The sequence below is a fragment of the Bradyrhizobium sp. LTSP849 genome (genome assembly GCF_000938255.1).
In the GTDB taxonomy this organism is placed as follows: Bacteria; Pseudomonadota; Alphaproteobacteria; order Rhizobiales; family Xanthobacteraceae; genus Bradyrhizobium.
Genome location: NZ_JYMR01000056.1, coordinates 147,234 through 161,822, shown reverse-complemented (window position 1 = coordinate 161,822; position 14,589 = coordinate 147,234). Strand labels below are relative to the sequence as shown.

Here is a 14,589-nt window from a genome sequence, read left to right as displayed (position 1 = left end):
TCTTTGCGTCCGCTTTAGCGGATCGTCGGCAGCTCGAGATTCAGCCCGGATCCATCGAAGAACACATTGTTTTTCACATCGCGCGACGGCAGCATCACGGTCGCAAGGCCCGGCGTGGTCAGTTCGCCGCGCTGGTTCTCGCCGCGGATGTCGAGATCGACCAGCGCAAAACCGTCCTTGACGTATTTTCTGGCGACCTTGCCCTTGCACCAGGTGGAATCGCCCATCGTGTTGAAGCGCCGCATCTCGGTCCGCACGCGCTTCAGGAAGGCGGCATCGCCCATCCAGTTGGAGACAAGGCTAGCGAGCCAGGACGAGCGTTGCGGGCCGTAATCGTAGGTGCCGGGGACGCCGACCTCCTTCGCCACCGACTCGCGGTGATGTCCGATGCCGGTATATTCGATGCCGCCGCCGGCCTCCGGATTGCGGAAGAAATGGCCGGGATGCTTGACCGCCGATTGCAGCACGATGCCGTGGGTGTGGCCGCGGCCGCAGCCGACCAGGAAGCCCATCGTGTCCATCAGCGAGAGCGGACCGCGCACGATCGGCGGTAACTCGTCGCCTTCGTTGACGTCCTCGAAATAGCGCATCGTGGCGCCGCGGATCCGCTCGTCCTCCTTCAGGATGGCTTCGTCGAGTGCGGCGAATTCATCGGCGGTGTATTCGTAAGGCTTGATGTCCTTGTACTTGCCGGCGTCGCGCGCGGCCTTGCGCTCGTGGCGCGTGCAAGTGCCGAGCGCGCGCGCCACCATCTCACCGCGCTGGTTGGAATAGGTCGCTTCGACATATTGCAGCACGAGGCGGCCGGAGAACTTGCTTTCCTTCTCCTCGATGCCGACAACGCGCTCGATCGCTGTGATGCGGTCACCGGGACGGATATGGCGGAACAGCTCCCAGTCGTTGCCGGCGTAGAAGCCGTGCACACCGGGAAGGCCCCAGCGGGTGCGGCCGATCCAGCCGAACGCCATCGGAAACATCGGATGAGCGACATTCGTGCCGTAACGGCTCTGGCGGCCATGCTCGGCGTCGCGATACAGCGGATTGAGATCGCCGATGCCGTTGCAGAAATTGCGGATGGTGTCTTCCGTTGCGTCCTGGAGATACGGCCCCTCGGGGCGAAGCTGAAGACCGATCATGCCGCGCGCCTGCGCGATCGCCTCGTCGGTGATCTTGCCCTCCGCCGGTGCGTGACCGACCTCTTTTTCCATCACGTCTGCCATTGTCGTCTCCAATCCCTGTACGAGTTGAGGTTTGCTAAGCTGCGGGTTTCATCGCGCGGGCCAGCGCTGTTGCGGCGGCGGAGGCAAGACCGTCCAGGTCGCGCGCGATCACGACGCCGGCGCGATCGAGCGCTGTGACCTTGGCGGACCAGCTCTCGGCGTGGGAGCCGATCATTGCGGCGGCATGCCCCATCTTCTTGCCGGCAGGTGCAGTGCGCCCCACAAGCAGCGCCGCCGAAGGCTTGGCGTCTGGACGTCCCGCATATTCAGCAAGCGCATATTCTTCCGAACCGCCGATCTCGCCGAGATAGATGATGGCGCGTGTCTCCGGATCGTCGTGGAACAGCGCGATCGCCTCCGCCGCGTTGACGCCGCGCACGGGATCGCCGCCGATGCCGATGACGCTGGTTTGGCCGAGGCCGGCCTGCGACAGGCGGAAGCATGCTTCATAGGACAGCGAGCCGCTGCGCGAGATCACGCCGATCGGTCCGGGCCTGTAGCAGAACGACGGCATGAAACCGAGTTTGGCTTTGCCGGGAGAAATCAGGCCCGGCGAGTTCGGGCCGATGAGATACGCGCCATGCGCAAGCGCGGCCGCGCGCATTTCCATCGCGTCCAGCACTGGCAGGCCATCACCGGGATAGGCGATCAGCGGACAACCGGCCTCGACCGTCTCCAGCACCGCATCGAGTGCGACGACGGCCGGCACATAGATCAGTGCGGCGTTAGCGTGCGTCTCGGTCATTGCAGCCGCGACGGAGGAGAACACTGGAACACCCGCGATGGTCTGACCACTGCGCCCGGGCGCCACACCGGCGACGACCTGGGTCTGGCTCTGCGCGAGGTCCTTGACCGAAAACGTTCCGAACTTGCCGGTAATGCCGACGATCAGTATGCGCGCATCGGCATCCAGGAGAATGCTCATCGCCGCACCTCCGCTACTCGCTTCACGATGTCGGCAACAGCCGCCTCCAGCGTGGCGTGGTTCTGATGCCCACCATCGCGAAGGATGGTCGTCGCGAGGTCGCTGCGCGTGCCATTGAGCCGCAAGGTCACCGGCTTTACCGACGTCCGCTTGCCGAGAAGCTCGACCAGGGTCTTGGCCACACGATCGGTGTGCAGTCCGCCGCCGAACATGCTGACGAGAATTCCCTTCACCTTCGGGGCGCGGTCCAGCAGATCGAAGGCGAGCCCGAAGCCCGCAGGCGTCGGATTGCCGCTGACGTCGAGAAAACAGGCGGGCTGCGCACCGGCGCTGTCGATCGCATCCATCGCGGCCATCGTCATGCCGGCCCCGCCCGAGATCAGGCCGATCTCGCCGTCGAGCCAGACCAGCATCAGATTGGCTTCCTCGCACAGCCTGATCCCGCGGTCGGCCTTTTCACGCGTCGTCGCGATCGCCGCGGCGGTCTCCGCCCTGCGGAAGGCCGCGGCCTCGTCGAGGACGATCTTGGCATCGGCCGCGACCAGTGCGCCGCTCTTGGCAACGACCAGCGGGTTGATCTCCACCGTCGTGCATTCGTTCGCCAGCGCGATGTCGAGCAGACGCCGCGCAACGGAGATCACGCGCTCGCGCACCCTGGCGTCGGGCTCGACCGGCTCGAGCAGACCGCGAAACACGTGGGCGCGGAAATTGCGCGCGAGCCCGACAGGGTAGCTTAGCGGTGGTGGCCCGTCCTCGATGTTGACGCCGCCGCGCGGCGAATACAGCACGTTGAAACCGCCGACGCGGCTGTCGATCGCGACCGCAAGATAGAGCTCACGTTCGATCTCGAGCCAGGTCTCGACCAGCACGGATGCCGGCGCCTCGCCGGCAAACCGCATCGCCATGATCGCGCCGAACGCCTCTTCGAGTTCGGCGGCCGAGCTCGCCTTGCGGATGCCGCCGGCCTTGCCGCGGCCGCCCGCGGCGACCTGCGCCTTCACGGCGACGGGAAGATCGATGCGACAGGCCCTGACCTCGTCGAGCGAGCGCAATTCCTGACTTGAAGGTGTGGCGACGGCAGCGGCGCGAAGCAGCACCTTGCCATGGGCTTCAGTGACTAACATAAAATGCATAATGCATTATCAAAATGCAGTGTCAACACGCCTTCCGTCCCAATTCTTAGGGAGCAGGCATCGTATTTTGTCGATTTAGCTGTGGTCGGGACCGAATCCGCTCATTTCGAGTGGAACCGGCACGCTTAATAATGCATTTTATTTGGTGAGTTCGACTCCCCCGCACCGGGATGCCGGAGATGGAGGCCGCCCACAACCGCTGGCTGCCCGGTCACCATTCAGAGCAATCAAGGAGCAGGCACGCGCATCCGCTGCGGCGTGCCTGACGCGAATGGCTAGCTCGCTCGACGTCGCGTTAGAACGACGTGCCGCCGCCGAACCTGAACTCCTGGACGATGTCGTATTTGCCCTTGGTGATCGGCACGGCGTAGTCGAAGCGCAGCGGTCCGAACGGCGAGGCCCAGATCAGGCCGACACCGACCGACGAGCGCACCACGCTGCTGTCGTCATATTGAAGGCCGCAGGTTGGGCAGGCCTTGGTGTTGACCTCGCCTGTCGCCGCCCAGGATGTCGGGCCCTGATAGCCCCAGAGCGAGCCCGCATCGGCATAGACCGCGCCCTTCAGGCCCACTTCCTTGGGCAGGAACCAGAACGGCATCTGCAACTCCATGGACGCGCCCCAGTACTTCGTGCCGCCGAGTGCATCACCGACCGCGCCGTAGCTCGCGTAGGTGATGTCACGCGGACCGATGCCGTTGGATGCGAAGCCACGCACCAGGTTCGGCCCCATCTGGAAATGATCCAGCATGCGTAAATCGTTATCGCCGATCTTGTTGAGAATGCCGCTCTGGAGGTGGATGACACCGACGATCTCGGACACCAGCGGCGTGTAGTACTTGGTGTCGACCGCGGTCTTCAGATTGGTCACGTCGCCGCCGACCCCCGCAAAATCCTGCCTGAAGTCGATCAGCAGGCCGTCGGTCGGGTTCTTGTTGTTGTCGAGCGTATTGTAGTTCAGCGTATAGCCCACTGCCGACGTCAAGGTCGGGCCGTTCGCCAGCTCCTTTCGAACCGGCAGTGTCGATTCGCCGTCGCCGTAGCAGCCGTAACCATAAACGCCCGAATCCGTGGCATTGGTCGGATCCACCCCGCCCAGGATATTCTTGATGTAGGCCGGCGTCGGATTGAAGGCCAGTGAGGTATTGGCCGCGTTGTTGTTACAATTGTTGTAGATGCTGGCGAGCGAGATGCTCTGCTGATAGAGCGAGTAGCGGAGCTGGAGCGAGAGATCTTCTCGCAGCGCGAAGCCGAGACGCGGCGAGAAACCCACCGTCGTCACGCCGTAGCTGGTGTAGCTGTTCGACAATTGCTGGCGCCAGTAGGTGTCGACTCCGAGCGCTATCCGGTAGTCGAGCAAATAAGGCTCGACGAAGGACAGCGATACCCCGCGGGCATATTGGCCGTAGGTCACTGACGCCTTGGCATAGAGTCCCTTGCCGAGAAGGTTGCGCTCGGAGACCGAGACTTCGGCGAGCGCACCGTCGGTCGTGGAGTAGCCGCCCGAGATCGAGAAGTCGCCGGTCGACTTCTCCTCCATCTCGACGATCAGGATCACGCGGTCGCTGGAAGAGCCGGGCTCCGTGGTGATCTTGACGCTCTTGAAGTAATCCAGGTTCTTCAGCCGGCGTTCGGCGCGGTCGACCAGTGCACGATTGTAGGCATCGCCCTCGGAGAGATCGAACTCGCGCCGGATCACATAATCGCGCGTGCGGGTGTTACCGCGGAGATTGATGCGCTCGATATAGGTGCGCGGCCCTTCATCGATGTTGAACACGACGGACACGGTGTGCGCTTCGAAATTGCGATCACCGCTCGGTCGAATCACAGCGAAAGAATAGCCGCGGCGCGAGGCCTCGATCTGCATCTCTTCGGTCGACTTCTCGAGCAATTCGACATTGTAGAGCGAGCCGACATTGACGCGCGAGAAGGTGCGCATCGAGTTTGCATCAAAATTGGCAATGCCGGAGCGGAAATCGACCGTGCCGACGCGATATTGCTGGCCTTCCTCGATCTTGAATGTGACGAGGAAACCTTTCTTGTCCGGATCATATTCAGTCAGCGCGGCCACGATCTGCGCGTCGGCAAAGCCGTTCTTGAGATAGAAGCGGCGGATCAGGTCACGGTCGGCCTCGACCCGGTCCGGATCGTAAATATCATTGTTGCCGAGGAAGGAGAGCAGATTGCTCTCATGCGTCTTGATCACGTCGCGCAGACGCGCGGCCGAGTAGGCGCTGTTGCCGATGAACTCGATCGATTTGACACCGGTCTTCACTCCCTCCTCGACCGTGAAGATGAGATCGACGCGGTTGCTCGGCTGCTCGATGATCTCGGGCGTGACACGCACGTCGTAGCGGCCTGAGCGACGATAGATCTCGGCGATCCGCAATGTGTCGGACTGCACCATCGCCCGCGAGTAGGTGCCGCGCGGCTTGGACTGGACTTCGGCCGAGAGCTGCTCGTCCTTGATCTTCTTGTTGCCCTCGAAGGCAACGCGGCCGATCACGGCGTTTTCCACCACCGACACCACAACGTGGCCGCCGGACCGACTGACCTTCACGTCCTGGAACAGCCCGGTCGCGATCAGCGCCTTGAGACCGTCGTCGATGGCCGCCTTATCGAGCTGCCCGCCGGCCTTGGGCGTGAAATAGGAGCGAACCGTCTCGGCCTCCACGCGGCGGTTGCCTTCAACCACGATCGCTTCCACGGCTTGCGCCGCCGCCGGCTGCGGCAACAGCACCAGGGGAAGTGAAGTTGCAATCGACACGCCACTCACGACGACCGCGACAAGCCAGGCCCGCAAAACCGACATTCCACACCTCAAGAGCACCTGACTGCTCTGAAACGAAACGGCTGTGGCCGTGGTGTGGCTTTGTGATTGCTGTACTGTTTCCGGGGATTGAGTTTGATTGAGCGGGCCGCCTTCGCCCATGCACCGAAAGCGGCATGTACGTCCCGTTTGCGCGATCGGCCAGCAACATCGCGTAAAACATGGCTTGTTTACAGACCGCAAGGTCGATGCGAGAGCGGTCGGCATCAGCCAACGCGCATGGAATGCCGCAATGAACCCGATCGTCACGACCAGACTGGCGCTGATCGCCGTCCTCGCCTCGACCGTAACGTGCAACGCCGACACAACCGGCAAGCACGATCGGCAGCAGACGGCACGTGGGGCAGTCTATGACTACGGCCCACGCGGCCCCAATCACTCGTACCAGTCCGGTCCGCATACGCGCATCTATGTCAGCAAGCGGTCGTGGCTGGACGGCGGGACCGAGGTCCTGCCCGGCGATCGGAAGTTCAGCGACTACGCCTTTCCGCCCGGCACATCGTTCGCCCGCCAGAACAACAATCGGCCGCTCGACCGGCAACCCCTCAGCCCGGCCTCGGACCTCGGCGGATTTGAGCAGAGACTCCCGCTGTCCTGGTGACCGGCTTGCGGCCAGCCTGGCGATCGTTGCAGGCGCGCGACGGCCGGCAATATCTTTTGACATTCAGCAACATTCGGCGGGTTGGAACACGGAGATCGAGCGCAAGCGGAGATCACGCCCTGGGCTGCGGGTATTCGCCATGCGCGCGACTGGAAGGCGCAGCATTTGGTCTTCGCACGAAAACGACTATATGGCGGAGTGGAACATCGACATCACAGGCGGCTTGTCGACGCCTTGACCGCGCGTGCGGCAACGTTCATAGCATTCTTCGCCCCTTTCCCCGGAATTCTCATGCTCTCTGCCGACCGGCCCGCGACACGTCTTGCGACGCGGCTCGCCTTCTTGGTTGCCGGTTTTGGCATCGCCTGCTGGGCGCCGCTGGTGCCATTCGCAAAAGCGCGTCTCGCCGTTGACGACGGCGTCCTCGGATTGCTCCTGCTCAGCCTCGGCATCGGGTCGGTCGTCGCGATGTTCCTGACTGGCGTCCTGAGCGCGCGCTATGGCAGCAAGCCGATCATCATCGCGGGCGGACTCGGTCTCGCTTTCATCCTGCCGCTCTTGGCGATCGCGAGCTCGCCCCTGACACTGGCACTGGCGCTTGCCGCGTTCGGCGCGGCGCTCGGTTCCATCGACGTCGCCATCAACATCCACGCGATCGAGGTGGAACGCGCCGCGAGACGCCCGCTGATGTCGGGCTTCCACGCGCTGTTCAGTATCGGCGGCTTCGCCGGATCCGCCGTGATGACCGCCTTGCTCTCGCTGCAACTGGATGCGTTCGCGTGCACCTTGATCTGTTCGGTCCTGATGCTGCTCGCAACGGTGGCGGCCTGGCCACGCCTGCTTCGTTCGACGCAGACGCCGGAGGGACCACTCTTCGTGCTGCCGCGCGGAACCGTGCTGTTGCTCGCGCTGCTCTGCGCGATCACCTTCCTCGTCGAAGGCGCAATGCTCGACTGGGGCGCGCTGCTCGTCATCGGCGCGGGCCTCGTCTCCGCGGCCCATGGTGGAATCGGCTATATCGTGTTCTCGATCGCGATGACCGTCGGCCGGCTGGCCGGAGATGCCGTCGTTGCCCGCATCGGGGATCGCGCGGCGCTGTTCTGGGGAAGCCTGATTGCAATCGGAGGCTTCATCGTCTTGTTGCTCGCTCCCGTTGCGGCCATCGCCATGACCGGCTTCCTGTTCATCGGCCTCGGGTCATCGAACCTCGTGCCGATCCTGTTCCGGCACGCGGCCACGCAAACTGTGATGCCCGTCGGTCTCGCCGTCGCAGCGATCACGACCGCGGGCTATGCCGGCATCCTCGTCGGTCCCGCCGGCGTCGGATTTGTCGCCCATGTTGCAGGACTCCCAACGGCGTTCTGGATCCTGGCCGCACTCATGGCGCTTGTCACGGTTTCGGCGCGCGTCGTGACGAGAGACCATCGCTAGCAGGTCTAGCTGCGAGAGACTTTTGCGATCAATCATCTGGGCAGCCAGCAGCAGACTGGCTCGGGGGCTAGCTAGCTCGTCAATGCGAGAGCATCGCGCATTTCCGGCACGGGAGACACAACGGCGCCACAGCGAAGAAATCCCTCGATATTGTCCAGAAGGAGCTTGGTCGAGACCGCATGGACTTCCGGCGCGAAGGCCGCAACATGCGGGGTCAGGATCACGTTGCTGAGGTCACGCAGAGCCAACGGAATGGACGGCTCCTCCTCGAAGACATCCAGCGCCGCGCCGGCAATGGTGCCGGACTTCAACGCCGTCACCAGCGCCGAGGTATCGACCAGGCTGCCGCGGCTGACATTCACCAGGAAGCCGTGCGGACCCAGCGCCGACAGAACCTGATCGTCGATGATGTGATAGGTCTCGCTGCCACCCGGCGCTGCCATGATGAGGCAATCGACGTTGTTCGCGAGCTGGAGGACGGACGGGTAGAATGTCCAGGGAAACTCGGCCTTCGCACTTCTGGCGTGATAGCTCACCTCCATGTCGAAAGCCTCCAGCCGTCGCGCAATCCGCTGTCCGATCGCGCCCATCCCGACCAAACCGGCTCGCTTACCGGTCGGAATCGGACGCGGCCCGAGATTTCCCCGCCACAGATCCCGTTTGGCGACGGTATCGAACATGTGCAGGTTGCGCATGATGGCGAGCAGCATGGCGACCGCATGGTCCGCCACCGCGGACGCGTTCGTTCCGGCGCCATGCGTGACGACCACGCCCCGCCGACGCGCAGCCGGAATATCGACATTCTCATATCCGGTCCCGATGCAGCAGATCAGCGACAGGTTCGGCATCATTCGGATGTCGTCCTCCGACGCACCGGCAAGTCCAGTCGTCACCAGGACCTTTGCTCTGGACAGGATTTCATCGCCCGGAGGCGGCCGATCCGACATCATGTCGTGGATGCTGTACTTTCCGTGCAGAGCGTCGCGGAACGCCTGTGCCTCCACCTTGAAGATCACATCGTTCAATCCCACCGGTTCCATTGCTCCTGTCCTGCTGTCATTGGCGCATGGCGACACCATTGGTGCTTCGGCCGCCTCGGTTGATTTGGTTGAATAAGCCCCTGCCCGAAGTGCGCTTACAAAGGCCGCGACGACCGCAACGGCCGCGCCGAGGAAAAGGCAGACCGAGGGCGCGCCATTCGGCCCAAATTCCGTGAGCATGATCGCGACGATGGCCGCCCCGAGCGATTGACCAACCAGCCGCGCCGAATTCAGGCTGCCGCTCGCAGCACCACTCCTGGCCGGAGGCGCTGCGCTGATCAGCGCCCAATTGTTGGGTGACTGAAACAGTCCGAAGCCAACGCCGCACACTGCCATGCTGCACGCGATGCGCAAGGGTGTCGCGCCGATGTCCAGAATGGCCAGCGAAGCGAGGCCAGCGGCAAGGAGCAACAGCCCTCCGGTGCAGAGCTGCGCCGCCGAAAACCGGTTCACCAGATTGCCGGCCACCAAGGCGGTAACAATGACCGCCGCGGGCCACGGCGTGATCAACAGGCCAATAACCGCCGGATCGTGATAGCCGATATGTTCGATGAAGAACGGCAGGACGAGGATCGCCGACATCTGCGCGATGAACGAGCAGATCGAGGTCAGCACCGCCATGCGAAACAGGGGGCGCTTGAACAGGTCGATCGGCAGGAGCGGCGTCGGCTTTTGTCCCTCGCGTTGCAGATAGGCCCACCAGAACACCCCCGTGCCGAGAACCAGGACGGCCAGGAGCCACCAGGACTGTTCGTGACCGAAGCCGTTGAATGTGAACAGCAACAAGCCAAAGGCTGTCGAGTAGAGAAATGCGCCGCCAAGATCGAATGGCCGAGCAAAGACCGGGGTCTGCGGGACCGAATAGAGCGCGACCAGAATGGCGACGATGCCGGTCGGTACGTTCACCGCGAACAGGCCGTGCCAGCCAAAATATTTGATGATCAGCGATCCGACCGGCGCGCCGGCGGTAAAGGCCGAGGCTGCCACGAACGAGTTGATGCCGATGCCCTTGCCAAGCTCATGCTTGGGATAGACGAACCTGATGAGCGCGATGTTGACGCTCAGAATGCCGGCCGCGCCAAGCCCCTGCATGCATCTCGCCAGCATGATGGTCAGGAAACTGTTGGACGCCGCCACGGCAGCCGACGAGATGGTGAAGAGCGCCAATCCGCAGAGATACACGCGGCGATAACCGAAAATCTCGCCGAGATTCGACAGCGGCAGAAGCGTCACTGCGAGCGCGATCTGATAGATGCTCACCAGCCAGATGGCACTGGCCGGCGGGATATTCAGGTCGCGCGCGACTGCGGGCAGCGCGACGTTGACCATGCTGTTGTCAAGGCTGCTCATGGTCACCGCCAGCGTGATCGTGGCGATTGACAGATATCTGAGAGGCGTAGGCACCCCATCGCTGAGGTCCACGCGATTCATCCAACCCGGCGTCACTTGTCTTGTCTTTCGTGTCTCGGCCGTTGCTATCAGGAGTCGAGCACGACCCGCGCGCGGTCGGCGGACCAGCTTGCGATCACGTCAGTCCCGGCGCCGAGGCTAGGGAGCAAGCGCGATGCCACCGTTCCGGACAGGTTGGACAGCAGCGTCGCCCCGTCGCGCATCCTCATGTGCACGTGGGTCGTCTGGCCCTTGAAGACGACGTGCTCGACCGTCGCGATGACCTCGTTCAGGCCGGGTGTCTCGCCGGGCGTGGCAACCCGCAGCATGACCGATTCAGGTCGTATTGAGAGAAGACGCTCGCCGTCGGTCACGCCTGTCTCGGACACGAGCGCTTCAGTTCCACACACCAATCTCATCTTTGTGCCCGTAGTGTCCGCGGCAACGACGGACCCTTGAATGAAGTTGGAAACGCCGATGAAGCTCGCCACGAAACGGCTGACGGGGCTTTCATAGACTTCCTTGGGTGTCCCGACCTGTTCAAGCCGTCCGTCCCGCATCACCACGACCCGATCGGCCATGGTCATCGCCTCTTCCTGATCGTGCGTGACCAGGACAGCGGTAATGCCCAGACGCTTCTGAATCTGCCGAACCTCGAACTGCATGTTCTCCCGCAAATTCTTGTCGAGCGCTCCCATCGGCTCGTCGAGCAGCAGCAGCGCCGGCTCGATCACCACCGCCCTTGCCAGCGCGACCCGCTGCTGCTGGCCGCCGGAGAGCGCCGCGGGAAGCCGGTCGGCATATTCCTTGAGTTGCACCATCGCCAGGGCCGTCTCGACTTTCTCTCGCAATTCGGATTGCCGCAGACGCCGCATCTGCAATCCGAAGGCGACGTTCTGCGCGACCGTCATATGCGGGAACAGGGCATAATTCTGGAACAGCATCCCGATGTTTCGCTTGTGCACGGGCACATGCGTGATGCGGGATCCTCCGATCAGGACTTCGCCTGACGTGGGCTGCACCAATCCTGCGATCATGCGCAAGGTGGTCGTTTTCCCGCACCCGCTCGGTCCGAGCAGCGCCACCAGCTCTCCAGCCGCGATCCGCAGCGTGACATTGTCCACCGCCGTGGACTCGCCAAACGACTTGACCAAACCGGACAGCGCCAGATCCATTGTGGGCGGTCGCATGGCTCAGGCTCCAAAAGTCTGGTTGTATTTCTCGATGATGGCGCCGCGCTGCGGATTGATCTTCTCCCAGTCGAGAAGAATCAGATTCTTGACCCGATCCTCGCCGTAGGGGATCGCCGCGGCGACTTCCTTCTTCAGGTCGACGTTCTTGATCGAAGGAGCCCCGTAAGTTTCCTCCGCCAAAATCTTCTGGACCTCGGGCGACAGCAGGCGATCGATGAAGGCCGCGCCGAGATCCGGCTCCGGCGCGCCCTTGACGAGCGTTACGCAGTTCACACCGGCGAACGATCCCTCCTTCGGGCGCGACTGCACGATGGGCGCACCCTTGAGGATGTAGGGCTGAACGACCTTGGAGAAATCCGGCCCGCCTGCGTCCGCCTGTCCCTGCGCTGCTTGCAGCAGCGCCGCACCGCTCGTGTCATAGACGGTCTGAACGTTGGGCTTCAACTCCGCCATCTTCGCCCATCCCTTGTCCAGCTCGTACTGGGCTTCCAGGATCGGCTTTCCCGTCGCAAGCGAGGCGGCCAAGGCGAGCAACTGCACGCTCTGCGACTGTTTTGGCGTGATCAGCATGAAGCGGCCCTTGAACCGGTCGCTCCACATGTCGGTCCAGCTTTCGATCGGCGGCGACAGCGAGCTCACATACCAGGGCGAAATCTCGGAGATTGCGAAGGCAACGCCATGGTCGTCATTGTAGATGAAGCGCGAGAACGCATTCTGCATGTTCGGGATCTTGTCGCGCGGCAGCTTGTCGATGAGGCCTTCCGCCTTTGCGATCGGGATGCCGAGATCGTCCATCATCATGACGGAGTAGTTGGGATTCGCCTTCTGCGTCCTGAGAATCGCGATGTTGCCGAGCGTCACGTTCTCGGTCTGGAAGACCTTGCAGTCGAAATCTGCCTGGAATTTCGGGATGACCTTTTCCTTGATGACCTGTCCCTGAATGGAGGTGTAGGTCCCGATGAAGAGGCTCTTTCCGGCCGCCCACGCGTTCTTCACGAAAAAATTCGGACTCGCGATACCGACGGCGGCTGCGCCCAGCAGAGTACGACGCGAAACCGGACGGATGATCCTATTTGTCATAACTCATACCCCTTTTGATCAGACACCCATTGCACGCCGAAGTCCGACGATCTTTTCCAGGCCGACGACGGCCAAAATTCCCGTGAGGATCATCAAGCTCGACGTCGCTGCAATCGACGGGTCGAACAGCCTCGTAAGGCTGTCATGCAGATAGACCGGCAACGGCACATATTCGGCGTCGCCGAGCCACATCGAGATCGGATAGTCGTCGAAGGAAATCATGAAGGCGAACAGGCAGCCCGCCGCGATACCCGGGACGAGCTGCGGCACCGTCACCCTCACGAAGGCGCGGACCGGAGATGCGCCCAGCGTCAGTGCGGCTTCTTCGAGGGTCCGATCGACCAGCTCGAGGCTCACCGTGATGGTACGCACCACATAAGGCAGCGTGACCAGGATGTGGCCGATGAGCAGATTGATGCTCGCATCGCGCATCCTGGTCTGCGAGAAAAGTTTGAGAAGGGCGAGGCCGGTGATCAGGATCGGCAGGATCATCGGGGACAGCAGAAGCGTCCGGATCACGCCTGCGCTCGGCACTTTCCATCGATCAAGCGCATAGGCCGCTGGAAGTCCCAGGCACAGCGATATCGTCGTCGCGCCCAAGGCGATCAAGATGCTGACGACGAAGGAATGCCGAAAAGCAGCGTCGGACAGCACCTTCGCGTACCAGGCAAGCGTAAAGCCCTTGGGCGGGAACGTCGCGAAGTTCAATTCCGAAACCGACAGGGCAACGATCACGGCGAGCGGCGCAACGATGAACAACAGAATTGCCATCGCCGCGGTGTAGGTGACGAAGCCGCCTCCGCCGGAGAGCCTGGCGCTCGTCATTTGCGGCCTCCCAGCTGGCCGCGCCGCGTCAACAGCCCGATGATCCAGGTCGATGCCGCATTCGAGCAGAGCGCGATCGCGACCATCACGGAGGCGATGGCCCCGGTCATCGGCCAGTCGAACACCGTCATGGCCTGTTGCTCGAGCAATATTCCGAGCATCGAGGCATTGGTGCCGCCGAGCATTTGTGGCGTCACGAACGACGACGCCGTGAGCGCGAACACGATGGTAACACCGGCCGTGAGTCCCGGCACGCTGAGCGGCAGCGTCACGCGCAAGAACGCTCGCCAGGGCGGCGCACCGAGCATCCGGGCGGCCTCAACGAGAGATGGGTTGATGCGGGCAAGCGACGTGGCGATCGGAAGGACGATCAAAGGCAAGAACACATGGACCGAGGCGATGATCACCGCCCATTCCGTGTACATCAGCTTGATCGTCGCCCGATTCCGGAAGACTAACGCGATCAGCCAGTTCAGCACGCCTGCGCGATTATTGCCGAGCAGCAGCTGCCAACCGTAGCATCGCACGATGACGCTCACCACGAGCGGCGCAACGACCAGGACCATCGTCAACCGGCTCAGCGACGGACGTCCATAGGCGATGACCATAGCAAGCGGGTACGCCAGCACGATCGAGATCAGCGATGTCCATACCGAGATGCTCATCGTTCGCAGGACGACCTTCTGATAGGCGGAGCTGAACAAGAGCCGGTCGTAGTTTGCGAAGGTCACGGGCAGTCCGATATCGCCGGACCCGGATTGCGTCAGAACACTGGCGCTCAACAGCGACAGTGAGGGAATGACGAGGAAAACAAGAAGAAAGCCGAGCGCCGGAAGCAGCAGGATCATCCCGATCGAAACCCGCAGCGCCTGGCGTCCGCGACGCGGCTTGGCGTTCGCCATGCTTTGATCCGCGGTCGACGCCA

Annotated in this window: 11 protein-coding genes; 2 read left to right on the top strand and 9 right to left on the bottom strand. The window is 62.6% G+C overall.

Annotated features, from left to right (window positions below):
* Positions 1-14: 14 nt before the first annotated feature.
* The 4 genes from UB31_RS37910 to bamA all read right to left on the bottom strand — a co-directional run bounded on the left by UB31_RS37910 (position 15) and on the right by bamA (position 6,087).
* Complete coding sequence (locus UB31_RS37910) at positions 15-1,220, bottom strand: FAS1-like dehydratase domain-containing protein (protein ID WP_045006800.1); 1,206 nt, start codon at positions 1,218-1,220, stop codon at positions 15-17.
* A 34-nt stretch (positions 1,221-1,254) separates the two neighbouring features.
* Positions 1,255-2,145: a succinate--CoA ligase subunit alpha gene (locus UB31_RS37905; protein ID WP_045014481.1), complete on the bottom strand. Its 891-nt coding sequence runs from the start codon at positions 2,143-2,145 to the stop codon at positions 1,255-1,257.
* Positions 2,142-3,278, bottom strand: coding sequence for an ATP-grasp domain-containing protein (locus UB31_RS37900; protein ID WP_045014480.1), 1,137 nt, complete (start codon positions 3,276-3,278; stop codon positions 2,142-2,144). The genes UB31_RS37905 and UB31_RS37900 overlap by 4 nt, the downstream gene beginning before the upstream one ends.
* A gap of 295 nt (positions 3,279-3,573) precedes the next feature.
* Positions 3,574-6,087 (bottom strand): outer membrane protein assembly factor BamA, encoded by a 2,514-nt coding sequence (gene bamA, locus UB31_RS37895; RefSeq protein ID WP_045014479.1) that lies wholly within the window; start codon positions 6,085-6,087, stop codon positions 3,574-3,576.
* A gap of 250 nt (positions 6,088-6,337) precedes the next feature.
* Between bamA and UB31_RS37890 the strand changes: the two genes are divergently transcribed.
* Together UB31_RS37890 and UB31_RS37885 are read left to right on the top strand one after the other, a co-directional pair.
* Complete coding sequence (locus tag UB31_RS37890) at positions 6,338-6,706, top strand: hypothetical protein (RefSeq protein WP_045014730.1); 369 nt, start codon at positions 6,338-6,340, stop codon at positions 6,704-6,706.
* Positions 6,707-6,997: 291 nt separating this feature from the next.
* On the top strand, positions 6,998-8,137 hold the full coding sequence (locus UB31_RS37885) for an MFS transporter (protein WP_045014478.1): 1,140 nt from the start codon (positions 6,998-7,000) through the stop codon (positions 8,135-8,137).
* Positions 8,138-8,208: 71 nt separating this feature from the next.
* Here UB31_RS37885 and UB31_RS40025 read toward each other — a convergent pair whose 3' ends face one another.
* From UB31_RS40025 to UB31_RS37860, 5 genes are all read right to left on the bottom strand, one after another.
* Positions 8,209-10,608, bottom strand: coding sequence for an MFS transporter (locus UB31_RS40025; protein WP_050044943.1), 2,400 nt, complete (start codon positions 10,606-10,608; stop codon positions 8,209-8,211).
* A gap of 47 nt (positions 10,609-10,655) precedes the next feature.
* The gene (locus UB31_RS37875; RefSeq protein ID WP_050044942.1) at positions 10,656-11,741 is read right to left on the bottom strand and encodes an ABC transporter ATP-binding protein; all 1,086 of its coding nucleotides are present in this window, start codon (positions 11,739-11,741) and stop codon (positions 10,656-10,658) included.
* 18 nt (positions 11,742-11,759) lie between these two features.
* Entirely contained in the window at positions 11,760-12,755 is a 996-nt protein-coding gene (locus UB31_RS37870) for an extracellular solute-binding protein (RefSeq protein WP_197090913.1), read from the bottom strand.
* A 102-nt stretch (positions 12,756-12,857) separates the two neighbouring features.
* Entirely contained in the window at positions 12,858-13,664 is an 807-nt protein-coding gene (locus tag UB31_RS37865; RefSeq protein ID WP_045014475.1) for an ABC transporter permease, read from the bottom strand.
* Positions 13,661-14,566 (bottom strand): ABC transporter permease, encoded by a 906-nt coding sequence (locus UB31_RS37860; protein WP_045014728.1) that lies wholly within the window; start codon positions 14,564-14,566, stop codon positions 13,661-13,663. Before UB31_RS37860 ends, UB31_RS37865 begins: the two co-directional genes overlap by 4 nt.
* Positions 14,567-14,589 lie beyond the last annotated feature (23 nt).